General features: G+C 71.1%; 19 protein-coding genes, 1 tRNA gene and 2 pseudogenes. 17 read left to right on the plus strand and 5 right to left on the minus strand.

The window, feature by feature from the left end; translation table 11 throughout:
* Nucleotides 1-194: 194 nt before the first annotated feature.
* From CcI156_RS07675 to CcI156_RS07700, 6 genes are all read left to right on the plus strand, one after another.
* Nucleotides 195-1,685 (plus strand): FHA domain-containing protein, encoded by a 1,491-nt coding sequence (locus CcI156_RS07675; protein WP_076805016.1) that lies wholly within the window; start codon nucleotides 195-197, stop codon nucleotides 1,683-1,685.
* Nucleotides 1,686-1,725: 40 nt separating this feature from the next.
* A complete protein-coding gene (locus CcI156_RS07680) occupies nucleotides 1,726-2,541 on the plus strand; it encodes a DUF305 domain-containing protein (RefSeq protein ID WP_076805018.1) in 816 nt (271 codons plus the stop codon).
* 110 nt (nucleotides 2,542-2,651) lie between these two features.
* Nucleotides 2,652-4,232, plus strand: coding sequence for a SulP family inorganic anion transporter (locus CcI156_RS07685; protein ID WP_076805020.1), 1,581 nt, complete (start codon nucleotides 2,652-2,654; stop codon nucleotides 4,230-4,232).
* Between the two features lie 72 nt (nucleotides 4,233-4,304).
* A complete protein-coding gene (locus CcI156_RS07690) occupies nucleotides 4,305-5,435 on the plus strand; it encodes a family 43 glycosylhydrolase (protein WP_076805023.1) in 1,131 nt (376 codons plus the stop codon).
* Nucleotides 5,436-5,597: 162 nt separating this feature from the next.
* A complete protein-coding gene (locus tag CcI156_RS07695) occupies nucleotides 5,598-6,002 on the plus strand; it encodes a VOC family protein (protein WP_076805025.1) in 405 nt (134 codons plus the stop codon).
* 447 nt (nucleotides 6,003-6,449) lie between these two features.
* On the plus strand, nucleotides 6,450-7,169 hold the full coding sequence (locus CcI156_RS07700; RefSeq protein ID WP_254847309.1) for an acyl-CoA thioesterase domain-containing protein: 720 nt from the start codon (nucleotides 6,450-6,452) through the stop codon (nucleotides 7,167-7,169).
* 25 nt (nucleotides 7,170-7,194) lie between these two features.
* On the opposite strand, the gene CcI156_RS07705 is transcribed toward CcI156_RS07700, so the two are convergent.
* Entirely contained in the window at nucleotides 7,195-8,778 is a 1,584-nt protein-coding gene (locus CcI156_RS07705) for an MFS transporter (RefSeq protein ID WP_011438353.1), read from the minus strand.
* Nucleotides 8,779-8,976: 198 nt separating this feature from the next.
* On the opposite strand from CcI156_RS07705, the gene CcI156_RS07710 reads away from it, so the two are divergent.
* Nucleotides 8,977-9,735 (plus strand): TetR/AcrR family transcriptional regulator, encoded by a 759-nt coding sequence (locus tag CcI156_RS07710; RefSeq protein ID WP_254847310.1) that lies wholly within the window; start codon nucleotides 8,977-8,979, stop codon nucleotides 9,733-9,735.
* A 236-nt stretch (nucleotides 9,736-9,971) separates the two neighbouring features.
* Nucleotides 9,972-12,206, plus strand: coding sequence for a hypothetical protein (locus tag CcI156_RS07715; protein WP_076805032.1), 2,235 nt, complete (start codon nucleotides 9,972-9,974; stop codon nucleotides 12,204-12,206).
* Between the two features lie 27 nt (nucleotides 12,207-12,233).
* Here CcI156_RS07715 and CcI156_RS07720 read toward each other — a convergent pair whose 3' ends face one another.
* Both CcI156_RS07720 and CcI156_RS07725 read right to left on the minus strand, forming a co-directional pair.
* On the minus strand, nucleotides 12,234-12,752 hold the full coding sequence (locus tag CcI156_RS07720; protein WP_011438356.1) for a hypothetical protein: 519 nt from the start codon (nucleotides 12,750-12,752) through the stop codon (nucleotides 12,234-12,236).
* A 316-nt stretch (nucleotides 12,753-13,068) separates the two neighbouring features.
* Nucleotides 13,069-13,554: an NUDIX hydrolase gene (locus CcI156_RS07725; RefSeq protein ID WP_011438357.1), complete on the minus strand. Its 486-nt coding sequence runs from the start codon at nucleotides 13,552-13,554 to the stop codon at nucleotides 13,069-13,071.
* Nucleotides 13,555-13,808: 254 nt separating this feature from the next.
* On the opposite strand from CcI156_RS07725, the gene CcI156_RS07730 reads away from it, so the two are divergent.
* From CcI156_RS07730 to CcI156_RS07740, 3 genes are read left to right on the plus strand one after another with little or no spacing between them, the layout of a single operon-like run.
* Entirely contained in the window at nucleotides 13,809-14,216 is a 408-nt protein-coding gene (locus CcI156_RS07730; protein WP_011438358.1) for a molybdopterin-binding protein, read from the plus strand.
* 29 nt (nucleotides 14,217-14,245) lie between these two features.
* Nucleotides 14,246-15,262: an ABC transporter permease gene (locus CcI156_RS07735; protein ID WP_035941006.1), complete on the plus strand. Its 1,017-nt coding sequence runs from the start codon at nucleotides 14,246-14,248 to the stop codon at nucleotides 15,260-15,262.
* Nucleotides 15,259-16,002 (plus strand): ABC transporter ATP-binding protein, encoded by a 744-nt coding sequence (locus CcI156_RS07740; protein ID WP_023840045.1) that lies wholly within the window; start codon nucleotides 15,259-15,261, stop codon nucleotides 16,000-16,002. The genes CcI156_RS07735 and CcI156_RS07740 overlap by 4 nt, the downstream gene beginning before the upstream one ends.
* A 10-nt stretch (nucleotides 16,003-16,012) precedes the next feature.
* On the opposite strand, the gene CcI156_RS07745 is transcribed toward CcI156_RS07740, so the two are convergent.
* Nucleotides 16,013-16,225 (minus strand): DUF1918 domain-containing protein, encoded by a 213-nt coding sequence (locus CcI156_RS07745; RefSeq protein ID WP_023840044.1) that lies wholly within the window; start codon nucleotides 16,223-16,225, stop codon nucleotides 16,013-16,015.
* A gap of 36 nt (nucleotides 16,226-16,261) precedes the next feature.
* The gene (locus CcI156_RS07750) at nucleotides 16,262-17,590 is read right to left on the minus strand and encodes a phosphoribosyltransferase family protein (RefSeq protein ID WP_023840043.1); all 1,329 of its coding nucleotides are present in this window, start codon (nucleotides 17,588-17,590) and stop codon (nucleotides 16,262-16,264) included.
* Between the two features lie 933 nt (nucleotides 17,591-18,523).
* Between CcI156_RS07750 and CcI156_RS25520 the strand changes: the two genes are divergently transcribed.
* The 6 genes and pseudogenes from CcI156_RS25520 to CcI156_RS07780 all read left to right on the plus strand — a co-directional run bounded on the left by CcI156_RS25520 (nucleotide 18,524) and on the right by CcI156_RS07780 (nucleotide 21,239).
* Nucleotides 18,524-19,069: a hypothetical protein gene (locus tag CcI156_RS25520; RefSeq protein WP_051623746.1), complete on the plus strand. Its 546-nt coding sequence runs from the start codon at nucleotides 18,524-18,526 to the stop codon at nucleotides 19,067-19,069.
* A gap of 82 nt (nucleotides 19,070-19,151) precedes the next feature.
* Nucleotides 19,152-19,228 (plus strand) — tRNA-Ala (locus CcI156_RS07760).
* Between the two features lie 136 nt (nucleotides 19,229-19,364).
* A complete protein-coding gene (locus CcI156_RS07765; RefSeq protein ID WP_139341443.1) occupies nucleotides 19,365-19,820 on the plus strand; it encodes a hypothetical protein in 456 nt (151 codons plus the stop codon).
* Between the two features lie 224 nt (nucleotides 19,821-20,044).
* Nucleotides 20,045-20,170 (plus strand): annotated as a pseudogene (locus CcI156_RS27630) (hypothetical protein); the annotation flags it as partial.
* Between the two features lie 107 nt (nucleotides 20,171-20,277).
* Nucleotides 20,278-20,478 (plus strand): annotated as a pseudogene (locus tag CcI156_RS27635) (IS66 family transposase); the annotation flags it as partial.
* Between the two features lie 134 nt (nucleotides 20,479-20,612).
* The gene (locus CcI156_RS07780; RefSeq protein ID WP_023840039.1) at nucleotides 20,613-21,239 is read left to right on the plus strand and encodes a transposase; all 627 of its coding nucleotides are present in this window, start codon (nucleotides 20,613-20,615) and stop codon (nucleotides 21,237-21,239) included.
* The last annotated feature ends 97 nt before the right edge of the window (nucleotides 21,240-21,336 follow it).

Below are 21,336 nucleotides of genomic sequence, written 5' to 3' on the forward strand. Positions count from 1 at the left end.
GCGGTGACCACAGGTACGCGGTGACCACAGGTGCGCGGTGACCACAGGCKGTTTCCGGTGCCGGCGCGGCACGGCAGGATAGGCGGCGAGGACACGCACCGGAGCCGATAGCCTGAAGATCRGCACCGATGTTCGGAATGCGGGATCCTTCAAGGTCGGGATCCTCCGGGGTGCGGGATACGAGGGGCGAGGTCATGGCGGGACTGGACCGTTTCCGGGTGGTCGTGGAATCCGGGCGCGGAGATCGGACGGGAGTGGTCGTCCGGCTGCCCGGCGCACTCATCGTCGCCTGTGCCGGCCGGGCGGAGACGGCCGAGACGACCACCAGGCTGCTGGCGCTGTGCGCCGAGGTCGCTGCCGAGGTGGGCGCCACCGCGTCGACCATGGGTCGCCGGCTGGTGCGTCGGGTCGCGGGGCTGCTGGCCGATGCCGATCCGGATCGGGTGCCCGACTTCAGCCTGCTGACCACGGTCAATGACCGGGTCGCCGCGCTGGTCCACGGGGCGATGGACGTCGTCGCGACGGGCAGCTGCGGAGTGACGCTCTCCGGCGTCGACTCGGCCACGTGGGTCGACCGGCTACTGCCCACCGAGATCAGCCGGATCGACGTCGGCCCCACCGGCCTGGTCGGGCCGACGGGTTTCCCCGGCGGGCTCGGCGATCTCGGTTTCCCGCTTGACCTGCGCATCGGGGCCGTGCCCGGGATCGGGGTGAGTCTGCTGCTCAGCGACACGCCGTCGCTGCCCGCGCCGAAGGCCTCCGCCGAGCAGCTGCTCGCCGGATTCGATCCGGTCCGGGAGCCGATGACCGGCGCCGCGCCCATCCCCACGCCGGGAACCCGCGCCCCCGATCCGATGCCGACCACCCCGCCGGCGCTCGCCCCCCTGCTCAGCAAGGAGGAGGAGGCCCATCGACGCCGCGCCGCCGCCGAACCGACGCAGGCGGCCGACCTCGACGAGCTCGACGAGCTCGACGAAGATCCGCCCACCGAGCTGGCCCAGCGTGACTCGGTCCCGCGTGCCGGGAGCGATCTGGGTGGCAGGCACGGCCACGCCGGGCCCGTCGGCCACCGCGAGGGCCTCTCCGACGGTCTGGGCGACGACCTCACCGACGACGAGCACGACGCCCTGACCCAGCTCCCGGGCCAGAGCTTCACCGTCTCCGACCTCATCGAGGACGACGAGGCACCGACGATGCTGCCGAGCAGCGGCGAGCCTCAGGTCGAGGGTGTGCTGTGCGCCAACGGCCACTTCAACCACCCGCAGGCGCCGTACTGCTCCGAGTGCGGCCTGTCGCTCGCCCAGCAGAACACCCGCACGGTCTGGGGTCCCCGGCCGCCCGTCGGCGTCCTCGTCTTCGACGACGGCCAGACCATGAACGTCGACATGGACCTGGTGATCGGCCGCCAGCCGGACCGCGACGATGCGGTCCGGGCCGGGAAGGCACGGGCGCTGCCGGTCGAGGACGGTGAGAGCGCCGTCTCCCGGGTGCATGCCGTCATCACCCTCAAMGGTTGGGACGCGGTCATCACCGACCAGGGTTCGGCGAACGGCACCTACATCGCCCCGCCGGAGGCGACCGTGTGGACGCCGCTGAGCCCGCACCAGCCGGCTCCCCTGATCCCCGGCACCCGCGTGCAGGTGGGCAAGCGGACGTTCGTCTTCAACTCCCACCTGCACGTTTGACCACCTGCCCGGGCAACCCACCCGCCCAGCCGAGGGGATCATGACGACGACGGACGACAACCGGCCAGCCGGCAACGACCCGCCGGCCAGCGATGGCGATGCGGCGCGCGGGAGTGACGCGCGGCCGCGGCGCCGCTGGGCCCGAAGCCGGCTGTGGTGGACGCCGATGGTGCTCGCCGTGCTGGCCGGCCTGCTGGCGGYCGGCGCGGCGCTGGGCAACCTCGCCAGCCGGTCACCGGACGAGGGGTCGGTCGATGTCGGCTTCGCCCGGGACATGTCCGAGCATCACGCCCAGGCCGTGCAGATGGCCATGATCGAGTTCAGTCACGGCGGTGACCAGGACACCCGCAGCGTGGCCCAGGACATCGCGCTGACCCAGCAACGCGAGATCGGCATCATGTCCTCATGGCTGTCCGGATGGGGGCGGCCCCAGTCCACCTCCGGGACACCGATGCGGTGGATGCGGGACTCCCGCACYGTCAACGGCGCCTCGGGCGGGCATGACGGTCATGCCGGGCCTGGCGCCGCCATGCCCGGCATGGACCTGCCGGGCCTGGCCGGGGGTGYGGCGCAGGACGCGTCCAGCGACCCGCGGGACACCGCGCGCATGCCGGGCATGGCGACCCCCGCCGAACTRCAACGGCTGGCCTCGATCCGGGGCCATGACCTCGACGTCCTCTTCCTTACCCTGATGGTGCACCACCATCAGGGGGGGCTGGCCATGGCCCAGTACGCGGCGATRCACGCCGGTGAGGACCGGGTACGGGCGATGGCCAGGGCGATGGTGCTCGCCCAGTCAATGGAGATCGACCAGATGCAGCGCGATCTGGTACGCCTCGGCGCGCCTCGGGCCTGACCGGCGAACCCACCTACTGTCACGACGAAACCGGCTTTGTATAGTCGGGTGGGACTAACCGGACTCGGGGAAGRCAGCCCCCTCGTCGCAGGGCAGGGGAGGCCGCCGCCGTGCCTGATGTAACCGCCCGAGAGGCCGCCGACGCCGGGGGCTCCGTTCGCCGGACGGCCCCCAGCGGCCCCTGGTACTCCCGCCGCCRCACCGGCCGCTGGCCGGGAGTTCGTCACATCCGGGTGGAACTRCTCGCCGGCCTGGTGACCGCGCTCGCGCTGATCCCGGAGACGATCTCCTTCTCCGTGGTGGCGGGGGTCGATCCGAAGGTCGGTCTGTTCGCGTCGTTCACCATCTCGGTGGTCATCGCGTTCACCGGCGGACGCCCGGCGATGATCTCGGCGGCGGCAGGCTCCATGGCCCTCGTCGCCGCCCCCCTGGTCCGCGATCACGGCCTGAACTACCTGCTGGCGACGACCATCGGGGTGGGCCTGCTGATGTTTGTGCTCGGCCGGCTCGGGGTGGCACGGTTGATGCGGTTCGTCCCGCAGAGCGCGATGATCGGCTTCGTCAACGCGCTGGCCATCCTCATCTTCACCGCGCAGATGCCGCACGTGATCGGCAAGTCGTGGCAGGTCTACGCCCTCGTCGCCGCGGGCCTCGCTATCCTGCTGGCTCTCCCCCGCCTGACCAGAGCGGTCCCGCCGCCGCTCGTGGCGGTGGCGGTCCTCACCCTCGTCACCGCCGGTTTCGACATCTCCGTCCCTACCGTCGGCGACGAGGGCCGGCTGCCGAGCTCACTGCCCGTCCCCGGTGTGCCCGACGTGCCGCTGACCTGGGAGACACTGCGGATCATCGCCCCGTACGTGGTGGCGCTCACCGCCGTCGGCTTGGTGGAGACGCTGCTGACCGCGCAGATCGTGGACCGGTTGACCGACACCACGCATGACCCGAACCGCGAATCCTGGGGCCTGGGTGTCGCCAACATCGTCAACGGGTTCTTCGGCGGGATGGGCGGCTGCGCCATGATCGGCCAGACGATGGTGAACGTCAACTCGGGCGGGCGGGGCCGGCTGTCGACCTTCGCCGCCGGCGGTTTCCTGCTCATGCTGGTCGTCCCGCTGCGCGACCTCGTGCGGGTCATCCCGATGTCGGCGCTGGTCGCGGTGATGATCCTGGTGTCGGTCATGACCTTCGAGTGGCGCAGCATCCAGCCCTCGACGCTGCGCCGGAYGCCCCGCGGCGAGACCGCGGTCATGGTGGCGACCGTCGCCGTCGTGGTGCCCACCCACAACCTCGCCTACGGCGTCGGGGTGGGCGTCATGCTGGCCGCGTTGCTGTTCACCCGCCGGGCCGCGAACCTGGCGCTGGTGACCAGCGTGCTCGACCCGGAGGGCCGGGAGAGGATCTACGTCGTCCAGGRCACGCTGTTCTTCGCATCGACCAGTGATCTGGTGAACGCCTTCGACTACGCGTGCGACCCCGAACGGGTGGTYATCGACCTCTCGGAGGCCCACCTTCTCGACTCGGCGGCGGTCACCGCCCTCGACGACGTGCGCGCGAAGTACCGCGAACGCGGCACGCAGGTGAACCTGGTCGGGGTGAACGCCCGCAGTGCCGCTCTGCTGCACAAGCTGTCCGCCGAGCCGGCGCAGGTGGAACCGGCACCGACCGAACCGGCACCGACCCGCGTCCGGTGAGGTCGAGCTGACCGCGAATACACTCTGCCATTAGATGCTTACTCAGATACTTGCCCTGAGGATGGTGGCGGGATGGCCGGAGAGAAGGGCGCCGGGCTCGCTCAGGGTCTGATCGACTTCGTCCGGCGCCAGCCCGCCGTGGTCGTCATCATCATCGTCCTAGGCGGGTTGTACCTTGCCAGGTCCGGTCCGGGCCCGGGTTCCCGGGCCGTCCTCGTCCCCGGGATCGAGTTCTYAGCCCCGTCCCTGATCACCCGCAACCGGACAACCTATGCCTTCGGTGTGGACCCGGACTCCCCCGGCACCGTTGACGTGCTCTCCAGCCGGGACCGCCGGAGCTGGACGATCGAGCCGGCCGCGCTGCGCGCCCTGCCGCCCTGGGCCGACCCCGCGGGCGGCCTCGGCCCGGCTGCCGTCGGCGCCTTCGGCCACGGGTTCGTCATGTACTACGCGACGGCCGTGCGTGGCCTCGGCGTCCGCTGTATCTCCGCGGCGACCGCCGACTCCGCCGACGGTCCGTTCGTCGACACCTCCCTCGCGCCCTTCATCTGCCAGACCGCGGACGGCGGCAGCTCGGATCCGAGTCCCTTCGTTGACGAAGCCGGACGCGCCTACCTGGCCTGGGCAAGCCCCGGTGCGGGCGGCGGCTCGGACCGGAACCACGGCGCGCCGCCCACCCTGTGGGCGGCGCGGCTGCGGTCCGACGGACTCGTGCTCACCGGCGAACCCGCCGTCATGCTCCGCCCGAGCCTGTCCTGGCAGCAGGGGCGGATCTCGGCACCATCGATGATCTCAGCCCGCGGGCGTCACCATCTGCTCTATTCGGCCGCGTCGTCGCTCGGTGGACGGCAGGTGGTGGCGACCGCGTCGTGCAAAGGGCCGCTCGGGCCCTGCCTGCCGGCGGGCGAACCGATGCTGACCGGGGGAAAGGTCGGCTTCGGACCGAGCGGGGCCCATGCCTTCACCGACGCGCGGGACCGCTGGTGGGTGGGGCTGCACAGCTGGGACTCCCGACCCGACGGCGTCTACCTGCCGATCGGTCGGTTCGTCGTCGCTCCGCTCGACGTCACCCGGGACGCGGTGACGCTGCACGTCGATTCCCTCGTCCGGGGACGGGTGCTTGATCCGGATGAGCGTGACCCGCCCCACGAGCGCCGCCGGCAGCACGAGGATCGGGTAGACGGCGAGGACCGGATGGGATAACCAGGTGGTGGGCCGGCTCCCCGTCGTCTTCGCGGACTACGACATTCCGAATCCGGGCATTCCCGGCATCTCCACCGAGGACCACGAGGCCATGGAGATGCCGACAGAGCGACTCGCGAACAAAGCGCCTTACAGACCAAGCGACTTACGGAGAAGTTCCATATGCCAGTCGAACTGAATCATACTATTGTGCATGCCCGGAATAACCGGGAATCGGCCGAGTTTCTGGCGGATATCCTGGATCTCGAGGTCGGCGCCGCGTGGGGGCCGTTCATCCCAGTCGTCACCGCAAACKGTGTCACCTTGGACTTCGCCACCGCCCCGGTTGGGTCGATCACTGCGCAGCACTACGCGTTCCTGATCTCCGAGGAGGAGTTCGACGCGGCGTTCGAGCGGATCCAACGGGCCGGGATCACCTACTATGCGGATCCGCAGCGCAAGCACCCGGGCGAGATCAATCATAATGACGGCGGACGCGGGTTGTACTTCCTGGACCCGGCCGGTCACGGCATGGAGATCATCACCCGTCCCTACGGGGGATTCGAAGCAGATTCCAGAGCAGTCTGAGATCGGGAACAGTCCGAAATCGGCGAGCAGACCGATAAGGAGCACCTTTTATCGGTCATATGGGCTCGATGGAACGTGGCGTGCGCCACTGCGGCCAGCGGTCAGCGGCGAACAGGTCGATATTTGCCGCGAGGCTCCGCGCCGGGCGGAGTCATGATCCACGTGTGGCAGTTCGCCAGAGAGTGCAGCGACCGGTCGCGGTCCCCCGACCTGGACGTCCAGCGCGGGCGTCCAGCGCGGGCGTCCGCGGCATCCGCACCTGGCGAGCGTCCACGGGAAGGGTGCGCTGTGGGTACACAATCCGCGAAGACAACGGACGCACGAGCCGGYGAGGCCCCCAAGCAACGGGCAAGCACGCAGGATCAGGTCGATGCGGTGCCGGCGCCCGGCCAGTGYACTCTGAGTGAACTACTGGCAGTTCTCGACCTCGGCGGGGATGTTCCGCCGGTGCCGGCCCGATGCCTGCCCAGCACACACGGCGGCGTCCTCGGGGCGCAGCTGCTCGGCCAGCAGATCGTTCTCGCCGAGCGCATGACCCCCAACAAGATCACGCACAGCCTGCAAACGGTGTTCATGCGCCCCGGCGACTGCCGCCAACCGGTCTGGATCGACGTCGAGCGGCTGGCCCACGGGCGGTCGATCGACTCCCTGGCCCTGACCTTCCGGCAGGACTCGTTGCAGATCTGCCGGGCGGACGTGATGCTCCGTTCCCCGGAGCCGGACTTCCTGCGCCTGCGCTCCACCGAGTCCGACTTCCTCGGCCCGCAGYACGCCAGCCCCCTTGACCGTCCGATGATGCCCTGGGAAGTTCGGGTGCTTCCCCGAGCGGACACCCATCAGCTGGACCAATGGCAGCGCATCCCCGAGGCGCCGGAGGACCGGTCCCTGTGGAGGGCGTTCATCGCGCACAGCTGCGAGTTGCTGCCGCTGTCCGACCTGCTGGCCGTCACCGGCCTGACCCCCACCAAGCGCCTGGCAGTCGCTGTCCTATCGCAGAATGTGACCTTCTACGACGACCTGGACGTCCGGGACTGGCATMTGTTCCGGGTGCGTACCCTGCACGCGGGCCACGGCCGGGCGATCGGTCGCGTCGAGGTCTTCGGCCCGGACGGGGAGCTACGCGCGGGCAGTGAGCTCGTCGGGCTGCTGCGCGGATCCGCGATCTGATGTCCGCACGGCTGATAGAAATGGATCAGATCTCCGCGAGTGCCTGGTCCTCGTCATCCGAGGCCCCGGACGCGGTCTTCTCCGTCGCGCCGAGGGGCGGCTCCGGCTCGGGCCGCCGGACACGGGGCAGCAGCAGCGCGGCCAGGATCCCGACCGCGAGGACGCAGCCGCCGATGAACAGCCCGAGGGAGTAGCCGGAGGCCAGCGCGTCAAGCCGCGCGGCCCCGTGCCTGAGGCGGCCGTCGGTATGCCTGGTCGCGATCGTCGACACCGCGGCGAGGCCGATCGCCGCGCCGATCTGGCGGCTGGTGTTGATCAGACCCGACGCGAGGCCCGCCAGGCGCATCGGCACGCCCGCCGTGGCCGCAGCGACCATCGCGACCATGATAGACCCCACCCCCAGCCCGACGATCAGGACCGGGCCGAACACGTGCACCCAGTACGAGCCGTCCCGGGTGATCGTCGACATCCAGAGCAGACCCGCCGTTCCGCTCACGAGACCGAACACGATGATCGGCCGCGGACCGAGCCGCCCGATCATCCGGGTGACAATCCGCGAGGCAACGATGATCATGAGCGGCATCGGGAGCATGGCCACCCCGGCGCGCAGCGGGCTGTAACCCTGAACCTGCTGGAGGAAGAGGGTAAGGAAAAAGAAGATCGTGAACATAGCGGCGCCGAGGAAGGCTGCGACCGAGTTCGCCGCGGCGAGCCCGGGGTAGCGGAAGACGCTCAGCGGCACCAGCGGGGCGGGGGTCGTGACCTCGACGGCCACGAACGCGGCAAGAAGCACTACCGCCCCGGCCAGCATCCCGAGTGTGACCGGGGACGTCCAGGAGGAACTCTCGGTGCGGACGATGACGTAGACCGACAGCACCAGACCCCCGGTAACGGTCACCGTGCCGGGAATGTCGAGATCACGCAGCCGGCTCAGTTGGCCCCGCGACTCGACGAGCACGAGCCGGGCGGCCACGAGGAGCGCCACGCCGATCGGCACGTTGACGAACAGCACCCACCGCCAGTTCGCGACCTCGGTCAGCGCACCGCCGACGATCGCGCCAAGCGCCCCGCCGCTGGCCGCGGTGGCGCCCCACGCGCCCAACGCCCGGGTCCGCTCCCGCCCCTCGGCGAAGGAGGTCATCAACAGGGTCAGCGTCGCCGGGGCGAGCACGGCCCCGCCCAGCCCCTGCACGGCCCGGGCGACGATGAGCTGCGCCTCGGTCCGCGCAAAACCACCGCCGAGGCTCGCCAGGGTGAACAGCGCCAGCCCGGCCACGAACACCCGGCGGCGACCGAACAGATCCGCCGCCCGGCCGCCGAAGAGCAGCAGACCCGCGAACGCGATCGTATAGGCGTTGACCACCCACTGCAGGCCGCTCGCCGTCATCCCGAGATCGGTCTGCATCGACGGCAGCGCGACGTTCACGATCGAAATGTCCAGAACGACCATGAACTGGGCCAGGCAGCAGACGGCCAGCACGGCCCAGCCCGGAATCCGCCGGCCCGGYGGTGCGCCACCTTCCGGCGAGGCGCCCGCCCCGGTACCGGCGGTCCTGCCGACCACGGCACCACCCTCACCCGAACCACCCTCGTCCGAATCTGCCCTCACCCGAATACCTCCAAGCTCCAGCCTTCGTACAGCTCCAGCCTTCGTACACCGTACGAACGCTGGGCCAACCCTACGCCGTACGATGTACCAACGCCAAAATGGCAGCCCGTGCCTCCTGCCAGGAGGCGTCCTGCCAGGAGGTGAGTGGCGATGGCGGCGCCGCCGAGTGCGGCCCCGGGGCGGCCCCCGGGGAAGCCGATGGCACGGGTGTCCACCCCACCGGGATGCCGGACGCCCCTGAGCGGTGAACGGCTGGCCCTGGCCGCGATGGAGATCGCCGACGCGGAGGGGCTCGCGGCGGTGTCGATGCGGCGGATCGCCGCAMATCTGGGCGTCGGGACGATGACGCTTTACCACCACGTCCGGGACAAGGACGAACTGACCGGCCTGATGTGGGACGCGTTCCTGGCCGGGCATCTGCTGGACGAGATTCCCGAGGACTGGCGGGACGGCCTCACCCAGATCGCCCGGCGCGCGAGGCGGTCCTTCCAGGAACATCCCTGGGCCCTTCGGATCGGCATCCGCCGGGGTTTCGGTCCCAACAAGCTGCGGCACATCGAGCAGTGCCTGACCGTCGCCTCGAAGATCACCGATGATCCGCAGGACCAGCTGCGCATCATCCACTCGCTTAATGATCTGGTGGTCGGCTGCACGCTGCGCGAACTCGGCGACCGAGAGGATTTCGACCGCCGACGGCCTCCGGCGGCCGACGCCCAGAATCGCCCCGGTGTCCCGACGGCGCAACCGGTTTTCTCCGTCCAGGTCCTTGACGCCCAGGTCCTCAACCGCGCGCAGAGCGCCGAGGACGCACAGACCGCCGAGAAGGAGTACCCACGGCTGCGCGCCATCGCCGCCCTCGGCTGCGGATACACGGCGCCGCGCTTCGAGCAGGCGCTGAAATGGCTTCTCGACGGGATCGCCGTCGCGTACGCGCCGGAGCCGCCAACCGACCAATGATCGGTCGGCCGGGACGTAGCCGACCGGGGAACAGCCGGGCGATGTTCCGCCGACGATGATCACTGCGCTCGTGCCCCGTGCCCGCCGACGTCACGGCGGATGCCGAATTCGCTGCGGATGCGAAGAAGGGCGAAGAAGGAGGCGTAGCGGTCTTCACGGACACGACTGGAGTAGCTACCGTCGGAGAGAATAAACGCCGCTGACCGTCCACGAGCCGCATTCGGGGCATTATCACCATGACCGCTCGGCTACCTCGTCACGTCGCGCCGCTCGCCGTTGGCGAGCCCACCTCACTCGGGCCCTACCAGCTGCTCGGTCGRCTGGACGCCGGCATCACCGGCATCGTCTATCTGAGCCGTGCGGTCGGAGGCGCGCAGGTCGCGGTCCGCGCGCTGCACCCGGGCGACGCCCTGCGCGCGGACATGCGGGCCCGGTTCGCGGCGGCGATCGACCGCGCTCGCGTGCTGGCCGGGGCACACACCTGCGGCGTGCTCGACGCCGCGCCCGCCGCCGAGCGGCCCTACATGGTCACGGAGTTCGTCGGGGGCCCGACCCTGGCCCGCGAGCTCACCGAACGCGGACCGCTGTCCTCGGACGAGATCGACCGCCTTGCCCGGACCCTGTTGGAGACCATCGATGCGRCGCACCGCACGGTCGGCGCACTCGGCGACCTGACGGCAACGGATGTCGTGCTCTCCGTTACCGGGCCGCGGCTGGTAGACCTGGGTGTCGCGGCGGCCCTGCGGCCACTGCTGCTGTCCCCCGCGGCCGGCTCGGCCGGCGGGACGGCGCCCGGGACGCCGCACATCGTCGCCGGGCGCTCCGGCCACCTGTGGCCTCCCCCCAGCAGCCCCGGCTATGTGCCCGGCTATGGCTACGGTCCCGCGGCGGGTGGCTGGGAGGGCCCCGCCGCTGACATCGTCGCGTGGGCCGGGATCGTCGATCTGGCCGCGACGGGAAAGCCCAGCGGGTCTGTCGAACCCGCGGCCCGGGCCGGACGACGCCGCGCCGACCGGTCGGAGCACACGGCTCCCATCGGCGAGGGGGTGCGGCGAGCGCTCGCCCGTGTGCGACAGGCCGATGGGGCCTCTCTGCCCGATACCACCGAACTGCTGGCGCTGCTCGCCGGATCGAAGCCGCGGTCGACCCGAGCGGCGTGGGGCCGTGGCCGACAGGCCGCCACGGCTCACGGCGGGCGGGCGGGCGCCGCGACGACAGGCGCGGATCCGCGGCCTGAGCCTACCGATCCTCGACCACCGACCCGGACGGCTCCCCCCGGAAAGGCTCCCCTCAGGACGGCCACGGGCGGGCGGCACAGCACCGGTCGGCGGGCACCGAGCCCCACCGGGAGTGTCCCGGACCCGATGGCCGCCCGGGCGCTGCCGCCGCTCCCGACACTGCCGCCGCTCCCGACACTGCCGCCGCCCCCGACACTGCCGCCGCCCCCGACACTGCCGCCGCCCCCGACACTGCCGCCGCCCCCGACACTGCCGCCGACCCCGACCCCGACACTGCCACCGCCCCCGACACTGCCACCGCCGGAGCGCCGGGAGGCCTCCCCGCGTCCGGATTCCGGGCGAGCGGACTCCGGGCGAGCGGCATCGGTGAGATCCACATCAGCGAGGCGGGCGGCCGAGCCACGGGTGGAACGCCTGCCGGCGGACCCGCTCGTTCGTGCTCGCCGGTCCCGGATGCGCCCGGTCGCCGCATTCGCGGTGGCCGCGGTGGCCGCTGTGGCCGCCGCAGCCACCGCTGCGGGGCTCAACTCCTCGCCCGACGACGTGACCACGGGTGCGCGTGCTCCGTTGCACGAGTCACAGCCGGACGACGGCGGCACCGTGGACACTCCGAGCAGCGGCCGGTCCGGATCCCGCGAGGGCCGCCCGCCCGTGCGGACACCAGCCGCCCCCCGGCCCGCCGCGTCAGGCAGCCCCGCCACGGAGGAGCTCGCCGTGGACGAACCCGGCTCAGGTGGGCCCAGCGCCCCCGGCGGCGGATCCGTCCTCGGCCCGACCGAAGAGGAACAGCAGAACGACCTGGCGGCGGAGGACTTCGCTCTGAACACCCTGCGCCTCGCGGCGGGTGGCAGGTCCGCGCCGCCCGGGCGCTCCTCCGGCGGCCCGGCGTCGGCGGCCTCCCCGCCTGCGCACCAGGCACCGCCCGTTCTCGCCGCCGCCCCGCCGGTGCCGACCAGGCCGTCCGCAGCGGCGGCAGGAGTGGCCGCCGGGCCGATCGAGGCCAGGACCCCGACCACCCGCACCCCGACCACCGGCACCCCGGCCACCGGTGGCCGGACCACCCGCGCGGCAACGACCGCCAGCGCAGCTTCCGTGACGTCCACGGCGACCAAGCCCCCGACCCGGCCGGCAACGACCCGGCCGGCAACGACCCGGCCACCGGCCACGACGGCTCCGGCCAGGAGGAGTCTCGCCCCGGTGCAGGTGGACGTCGTGACGTTGGCCCCGCGGTAGCCCAGGCCCCGCGGCGACCTCCGCCGGTTACCGCTGTCGTTCGCCCGAGCCGGCGACGGAGGTCGCCCCCGCCCGTACGGCACCGTCGGGCCAGATGATCTGGAGGGGTTTGCGTCGCCAGCGCGCGTAGGAGACGACGTCCGCCGTCCCCCCGAAGCCACGCGCCGGCAGACCGTCCCACACCGCGAGAACCCGGTCGGATGCGTCGACCAGAAGGCGGCTCGCCGACATCAGGCTGGGCAGATCGGGCTTCGCCCGGTCCTGGCTGCGTATCTCGGTGGCGCGGCCGAGCAGCCGGTCGTAGTTGCGCCGATGCGTAGCGGGTTGAAAGTCCCGGTAACCGGCCGCGGGTATCATGACGATGAGCCGGCCCCCAAGTTCGAGGACCACGTCGGCGAAGATGGTGTCTGCTCCCTCGGCCAGGCAGCTGATCCCGGTCAACCCGGCCGCGGCGAGAGGCGCCAGCACCCGGCGCATCTCGCCGGCCGTGTATTCGGCTTGCCCGCCGGAGAGCCCGCGGTGACCCGTCACCCCGATGACGACCATGCCGTTGTCACCCCGTCCGGCGGTGACGACGGAAACAGCGGTGACCATCGCGCGATGCAGCGCCCGATGCGGACCGCGACGGCCAGGGTCGGCGTCGAGAGAACACCGGGCGAATGTACCCAAGGGGATCCGGGGCCAGGGCGGTTCGTCACCGGATCGGGCCTGTCACGGGGCTGTGGCGGGGGTCGCCTGGCTCCTGCATCCGACCGCATTCCGACCCGCAGGCGTGCGGGCGTGCGGGCGTGCGGGCGTGGAACGCTAGAACCTGAAGTCGAGATGAGGTCAACCGTGCGAAGGTGAGGATGCGCGCCTACGGTCAGCGGCTGGCCGACCCGTACCAGGCCGGACGGGTGTTAGTGAGCCAGGCGGGGACCAGTCGGCGCAGGTCGGCGGGCCTTAGTTCCAGGTCGAGCAGGCTCCCAAGGGACACCGAGACGATGTCGAGATCATTCAGCCTGCTCCCGAAGTCGGCGCCCCACGACCGGTCAGCGGCGAAGACGACGTCGAGCACCCCCGTCCGCCCACCGCGTTCGATCGAGATGCTCTCGATGCCGCCCACGAACGTCAGGTAGTCCAGTTCGATACCGGCCTGCTCRTTCAGCAGCCGGCGCAGCGCCGCCTGCACGGTCTCCCCCGGCTCAACCCGGCCTCCCGGCAAGTGGAACGACTTCTGGCCACGCTCGTTGGCGAGCAGCACCCGATCACCCGCCACGAGCAGCGCGCGCGCGTTGATCCGCACGGGGCCGGCGACCGGGTCACCGTAGGACGTGGTGGCGGTCGGTTTGGAAGCGAGCGGTGTCACGGGTGCTCCAGGAGTGGCGAGTCGGGCAGGGGGCGAGTCGGGCCGAGAAGGGCAACCTCCGCATCGTGCCCCGCCGGACCGGATCGTGATGCGCCAACCGGTCATCCGGYCGACATCGGGTCGGTCGAGGACACGGTCCCGTCAATCCGACCACCTCGCCGCCCGACCCGCAGGAGCGGATATTTCTCTGTGATTTCTCCGTAATTTCGGATCATGCGTCGCAGCTCCCCCGAAGATGCGGGTACGATCACCCCATGCCGAGATTCCGGATCAGCGAGGCCGCCGCGCTGCTCGGTGTCAGCGACGACACCATCCGCCGGTGGGCGGACAGCGGCCGACTGCCAACCGTCCTGGACGACGCCGGCCGCCGGGCGATCGAAGGCGGCACCCTGGCCGGATTCGCCAAGGATCTGGCGACCGAGCAGACCGCCGCCCAGACGCCGGTCGTCGCCGAATCCGCGCGTAACCGCTTCCCCGGGATTATCACCCGCGTGGTGCGCGACACGGTGATGGCCCAGGTCGAGATCCAGGCCGGCCCGCATCGCCTGGTCTCGCTCATGAGCCGGGAGGCCGCCGACGAACTCGGGCTGGAAGCCGGCGTCCTCGCGGTCGGCGCGGTGAAGTCGACCAACGTCGTCATCGAGCTTCCCGAGCGTCGTTGACCCCGATCAGCGAGAAGGGCCTGCCCGCCGTGTCGACCCGCGGCGGTTCGCTCCTTCGAGGGGGTCAGCCGGAGCAACGGGCCGTCGGCCCGCGCGGCCGGTTCGGCCCGCGCGGCCGGTTCGGCCCGCGCGATCGGGCACCCCGGCCGGGTGACCCGCGGACCGGCGGACATCCACGCCGCACGGTTCGCCGGGAAACGCGCCGCCGGATGTCCTGGGCGCTGCTGGTGCCGGCCGGGATCGCTGGCCTGTTCCTGCTCCTGCCGCTCGTCGGCCTGCTCGTCCGCGCTCCCTGGTCCGCCCTGCCCGATCTGCTCACCGAGATCGCGGTCCGGCAGGCCCTCCTCCTGTCGGTGGAGACGGCCACCGCCACGACCGTGCTGTCGCTGCTGTTCGGTGTCCCCCTGGCCTGGCTGCTGGCCCGCACGCGTTTTCCCGGCCGGTCTCTGCTGCGTGCCCTGGTCACCCTCCCGCTCGTGCTGCCGCCAGTGGTCGGCGGCGTGGCCCTACTTCTGGTACTGGGTCGGCGCGGCATCGTCGGCCAGTACCTCGATGGCTGGTTCGGCATCACCATCCCGTTCACCAGCGTCGGCGTGGTGATCGCGCAGACCTTCGTGGCCATGCCGTTCCTCGTCGTGTCCGTCGAGGGCGCGCTGAACAGCGCCGATCGGCGGTTCGAGGACGCCGCCGCCACCCTCGGCGCCGGGCCGTGGATGACGTTTCGCCGAGTCACCATGCCGATGACGGCGCCGGCGGTGGCCGCCGGCGCGGCGCTGTGCTGGGCCCGCGCCCTCGGCGAGTTCGGGGCCACGATCACGTTCGCCGGCAACTTCCCCGGGACCACCCGGACCACGCCGCTCGCGGTCTACCTGGCGCTGGAGACGGACTCGGACACCGCCATCGCGCTGTCACTCGTACTGCTCGCGGTCTGCGTCGGGGTTCTGGTGGCGCTGCGGGGCCGGTGGTTYCCCGGCACCCGGCGAATTTTACGCAACCGGGGAACGCGTGACGGCGCCCCCGATGCGCTCGAGCGGAGCATCCCGTGAACACAGGGCGTCCCGTGAACACCGTCACCGGAGATTCGGCGCGGGCGGCGCCCTCCGCCCCCGGCCTGGATCCGGCGTCAGGCGGGCTCAGCGCGCTGATGACGGTGCGACGGGGCCAGTTCGTGCTCGACGTCGAGGTCAGCGTGGCACGGGGGGAGACGGTCGCCGTCCTCGGCCGCAGCGGGGCGGGCAAGAGCACGCTGCTGCGGGCCCTGGCCGGTCTCCTCCCGCTCGACGAGGGTCGGATCACCCTCGCCGGCGAGGTTCTCGACGACCCGGCCGAGCACCGCTTCGTCCCGTCCGAACAGCGGCCGGTCGGCATGGTCTTCCAGGACTACCTGCTGTTCCCACACCTGCGGGCCCGCGACAACATCGCCTTCGGCCTGCGGGCCCGCCTCGGTCAGGGCCGGCGGCACGCCCGGGCGTCCGCGGACACCTGGCTGGAACGGTTCGGGATCGGCCATCTCGGCGACCGGCGACCGGATGCCCTGTCCGGCGGCCAGGGGCAACGGGTGGCGCTCGCGCGGGCGCTGGCATCAGGGCCCGGACTGCTGCTGCTCGACGAACCGCTCGCCGCGCTCGACACCGCGACCCGCCGCGAGGTCAGGTCCTTCCTGCATAATGTGCTACCGACGCTGGCGGCTCCGGTGCTCATCGTCACGCACGATCCCACGGACGCCGAGGTTCTCGCCGACCGCATCCTCGCCCTCGATGCGGGGCGGGTCGTCGACCAGGCCTGATCCGGTCCGCTCAGCCGGCCCCGCCGCATGCCTCCTCGTCGCGGTGACGGATCTCGGCATCCGGACCCGGGTAGACGAAGCTGACGTGCCCCGTGCCGGACCAGCGGACCGCAAACGGCGGATCCCCCGCCACCGAGCGCACCTCGAAGATCTCGCCGAGTCGATCCGGCTGCCGGGTGGTGTGACGGTGGACCACCAGAGTGTCGCCCGGGTGGGCACGCATCGCCCGGCGTCGCGCGGAGGGCAGGTCAGTACCCGGTCAGGCGCGACCGGGATGGCCGGCCAACGCCAGGTGATCGACGAACCAGTCACGCGCGAGCGCGGCCGCCTGCTCCAGGGCACCCGGCTCGGCGAACAGGTGCGTGGCGCCCGGGACGATCGCCAGCCGGTTCTCGCAGCCCAGCAGTCGGGCCTGGGCCTGCCGGTTCAGCTCGAGGACCAGATCGTCCCGCGCACCGACGATGAGCAACGTCGGGGCGCGTACCGCGGTCAGCTGCGCCGCGGCCAGGTCCGGTCGGCCGCCCCGCGACACGACGGCCGCGACGGGGAACCCCCCTTCCGCGGCGGCCCGCAGCGCCGCGGCGGCGCCGGTGCTGGCGCCGAAGTAACCAATGGGGAGGGTAGCCGTGACCGGTTGGCCGCGCAGCCAACCGGTCACATCGATCAGCCGCCGGGCAAGCAGCCTGATGTCGAACACGTTCGCCCGGTCACGCTCCTCGTCCGGGGTGAGCAGGTCGAACAGCAGGGTCGCGAGCCCCGCGGCACTGAGGTCGCGGGCCACGAACTGGTTACGTGGGCTGTGCCGACTGCTGCCGCTGCCGTGGGCGAAGACGACCACTCCCCGGGACGGGTCGGGCACGGTGATCCGACCAGCGAGCCGCACTCGACCGACGGGGATGTCGACCTCGACGTCGCCGCCGGACGGGTCGGCTACCGCGCCGCCGACCGGCATCGTCAGCGCGGCCCGGCGCAGCAGGTCGACGACCTCCTCGTCCGGTGTCTGGGAGAAGTCCGCGTAGAACTCGCCGATACCGAAGAAGGCGTCGGGCGTCTGGACGCAGACCACCTCGTCTGCCTGCCGGCGCAGCCAGCCGATCCGGTCACGGGGGGCAACGGGGGTCGCCAGCACCACGTGGGTGGCTCCCTGGGCCCGCACGACCTGGCACGCGGCAGAGGCCGTCGATCCGGTCGCGATCCCGTCGTCCACCACGACCACCGTCCGCCCGGCGAGCGGGATCCTTGGCCGGCCGTTCCGGAACCGCCGGGCCCGACGATCAAGCTCCACCAACTCGCGCGCCTGAACCGCGGCGAACTCGTCCGGCCCCACGTTGGCCAGCCGCCGGGCCTCCTCGTTGACGACCCGCACCCCACCCTCGGCGATGGCCCCCATCGCGAGCTCAGGCTGGAAGGGGACACCGAGCTTGCGGACGAGGATGACGTCCAGCGGGGCCTCCAGCGCCCGCGCCACCTCGAACGCGACGGGAATGCCCCCGCGGGGCAGCCCGGCGACAACGACATCACGGCCGCGTAGATGCGCCAGCCGCTGCCCGAGCTGCCGGCCGGCCTCCTCCCGATTATCGAAGATCACGACAACCTCCTCGTGCCGGCCGGGCGGACTCCTCGTGCTCGCCGTCCGGACCGGACATCGTCCTGTGGTTGTCGTTCCCCGGTAGTCGCCGGGATACCGACCCACACCGTCTCGGGGCACCTGCCCCGAGACGAGCGATACACGGCGTGCGGCGTGCGGCGCGTGGCRCGTGGCGCGTGGCGCGTGGCGCGTGGTTCGCGGCGTGCGGTTCGCGGCGTGCGGCGTGCGGCGTGAAGATCGTCAAGGCACTCCGGACAGCCGGAATCACCGTGTCCGCATGGGCCTGAGCCGATCTCCGGCGGCCACTTGCGCTCCGACGCCCGGCCGGGCTGCCGTGCATAATAAAGATGTGACGCTCCGTTGGCAGCCCGACTCCACCCCTCACTGGGCGTGGCGAGAGGTCTGTTGTCCAGGGCGCTGTCGGTGTTGTCCCAGCCCTCGCGTCCACTGAGCCTCGCCGCACGCGCGACGAGCACATCGGTCCTGTAATTCTGGGACCGTTCTGGGCGCGAGGGGCCTCGGAGCTCGGCGCCAGACCTGAACGGATGATCTTTTTGCTCCCGGTGGGAGCAGCTATCGATCATCCGTATTCCCGGACTCCCGTCCTGCCCCGGCCGGTTCGTTCACCGGAGTGCTCCGTGTGCGCTCCCCGGATAACCGGCTGAGCTGTGCGCTCCGCCGGATGAGCCAGGTCGCGCCGTCTCCGTCTTCTCCCGTCACACGCCAGCCCGCTGCCCGCCCCGGTCACCTGTGGCCGCGCCGCCAGGGCCAGCCGGGCTGATCCGGCCCTGGCGGCTGGTCCGGTCCTGGCGGCTGGTCCGGTCCCGACCGGCCGATCCCCCGATGGGGCTTCCCAGACCAGCGCAACTACTGCGTAATCATCACGTAATCACTGTGTAGCTATCGAGAACTATCAGGAAGGCAGCGTTCGCTGTGACCTTCGAGTCGTGGATGGCCCGGTTGCGGAGCGAGGGATACCTCGTCTGCTCGGGGAGCTCCCCGGTGCCCGTCGAGGTACGAGGTGTTCGTCCCGACGGGGTCGGTCTGCTGTTCCGTTGCCGGGGAACGGCGATCCGGCTCGCCCTGTACCGGCCCGGACGGGCGGTATGGCAGATAGCCGTCCGCGACAAGGCGTGGTGCCCGGAGGAGTCCCTGCAGCTGTGGACGCACCACCCGCTCGGCACGCCGGATGTTCCGACCGACGCCCGGCTGGCCTTCCCCCGAGGCACCGAGCCGGACCAGGAGCTCGTCATCGACGGCGCTCGGGTGTGGGGATGGTGCGGCCATGAGGCGGGGCTGCTCCGGCCAGCCGCCGCGGCCCCCCTGTTCGACCGGTTGATGGCCACCGTCGCGAGGTCCGGCCTCGCCCTGTCGGACCTCGCCCTGTCGGAGCGCATCCAGCCAGATCTCACCCGGGAGGTCGCCGTGCCGGCCGCCCGATCGAGGGCTCGGGGCAAGGAGGGCATCAGCATCAGCTGACGGCCGGCCGGAGGTGGCGGTCCATCCGAACCGGGTGGTCGTCACATGGGCTACGCGGTCCTGTAAGCTTCAGATGCTTCCAGGGGGTGTAGCTCAGCCTGGTAGAGCGCCTCCCTCGCACGGAGGAGGCCAGKGGTTCGAGTCCCCTCACCTCCACCAAAGGATTCATACTCGAACCCCGGTCATGATCTTCATGGCCGGGGTCCGTCGTTTCTGGGCCCTCGGATGGGCCCAGTCCCGACCCTTCTGTGATACATGTCACGTCGGCCATATCCGCGAGCCGCAACTCCCGTGTGTGACGTACCACACGTTCCATGGATGCCCAGGGCTGGGCCAGCATCGTGCCGGTCTCTTTTACATCAAGTTCAATGCGCACCAAAAAGGCCCGGTTCAACATCCGCCGGATCTCCGGGGTGGCCTGCTGGTAGATCGCAGGGCCCAGGCGCATCAGGGTGACGGCCTGACGGAAGGTCTCGGAGATGTCTTCGTGCTCGGTTTCGGCTTGGGCAAGAGCCCGCTGGGCGGCCAGCTGCTCCCGGCCGATGCGGTCTTGCTCCGTCTTCAGGAGGTCGAGTGGGATGGCGTCGGCATAGGCCATCTGGACAAGCTTGCGCCGTTGGTCATCCAAGACCTTCATCTGGCGGGCAGCCCGTTGCCGGGTYTCCGCGCGGTCCGCGCTCCCAAGGTTCAACTTGTCTTGGAGGGCGACCTCTGCCGCTTCGGCGTCAACCTCGTGCATCCGCACCCATAGGGGCCAGCCACGGACAACGTTGTCTTCCACGTGATGGGCGGGCAGATACGGCAAGCTGCACTTTCTGCCCTGATGACGGCCACCGCAGACGTAGTAAGYGAACTCGTCGCCATGCTTGCCTTTGACCCCGCCAGTCGTAGAACTCCGGCCGGAAGCGACACAGCCTCCCCACCCTACCTGCCAAGATGATGTGAGACAGAGGTCATCGTCAGCCTAGGCTAGGTATGGCGGGTAGGGAGGGGTTGATCGCCCTCGTCCGCGCGCAGGCGGAGTTGATCGCCGAGTTGCGGGCGACGGTGGCGACACAGGCCAGGGAGATCGCGAAGCTGACGGCGAAGGTCRCTGACCTGGAGCGGAAGGTGTCGCGGAACTCGCGGAACTCGTCGTTGTCGCCGTCCACGGACGACGCGATCCCGGGGCGGAAGCCGCCCGGCCCGGCGGGGTGTCCGGGGCGCCGGTGTCTTACGGGCCGGAGTTGCGTGCGCTCGCGCTGTACTTCCTGGTCCGCCAGCACCTGCCGGTCGAGCGGGCCAGGGAGGCGATCGCCGAGCTGTGTGTGTGGGGGGGGGAGGTCTCGGCGGGCTGGCTGCGCTCGCTGCTGGCCCTGGGCGCGGACGTGGTCGCCGAGCCGGTCGACGCGATCGAACAGCGGATCGCTGCGGAGAAGGTCGTCGGGTTCGACGAGACCCCGCTGAAGGTCGGGCCGAAGGGCGAGAAGCGCTACGTGCTGTCCGCGTCGACGCTGCTGTTCACGCTGTTCATGCTGGGCGGCGCGACAAGGCGAGTTTCTKGGTGTTCCTGCTCGGCCGGATGCTCGGGGTCGTCGTCCACGACCGTTACGCCCTCTACGACGCCGAGGAGTTCGTCGGTTTCCTGCACCAACTCTGTGTCAGCCATCTGCTGCGTGACCTCCAGGACGCCGTCGAGACCTACCCGGAGGCGGTGTGGCCGGTCCAGCTCCAGCAGGCGTTGCGGGGCCTGCTCCACCAGGCCAACCTCGCCCGCGCGGCCGTGCTGGCCGAGGTCCCCGCCGCGCTGCGCGACCCGCTGGTCGCCGAGTACCGCGGCGCGGTCCGCGTCGGGCTCAGGGATGTCCCCGCGGCCGAGAAGGGCGCGAAGCAGCCGGTCGGCCGCTGCCTACTCGAGTGCCTGCGCGACCGCCAAGACGACATGCTCCGGTTCGTCTTCGACCTCGACGTGTGGCCGACGAACAACCAGTCCGAAGGCGACCTACGGCCGTTCAAGACCCAGCAGAAGATCTCCGGACGGCTCACCTCCGCGGCCGTGGCCGCCTGCCGCCTCCAGATCGCCAGCTACCTGTCCACCACCCGCAAACACAGCGTCTCCGCCCTGCACGCCCTACGGCTCGCGTTCCGCGGCACCCCCTGGATGCCACCACCCGCCGTCGCCCCCACCTGACGGGCACCCCACCGATCCCACCGATCCCGCCGCGCYGGCCCCGCCTGCACGGCCCACAGCCACGCCCACGAACCGCCACCTACAGCAAGATCCCTAA

It is taken from the genome of Frankia sp. CcI156 (assembly GCF_001983015.1).
GTDB classification, from domain to species: domain Bacteria; phylum Actinomycetota; class Actinomycetes; order Frankiales; family Frankiaceae; genus Frankia; species Frankia casuarinae.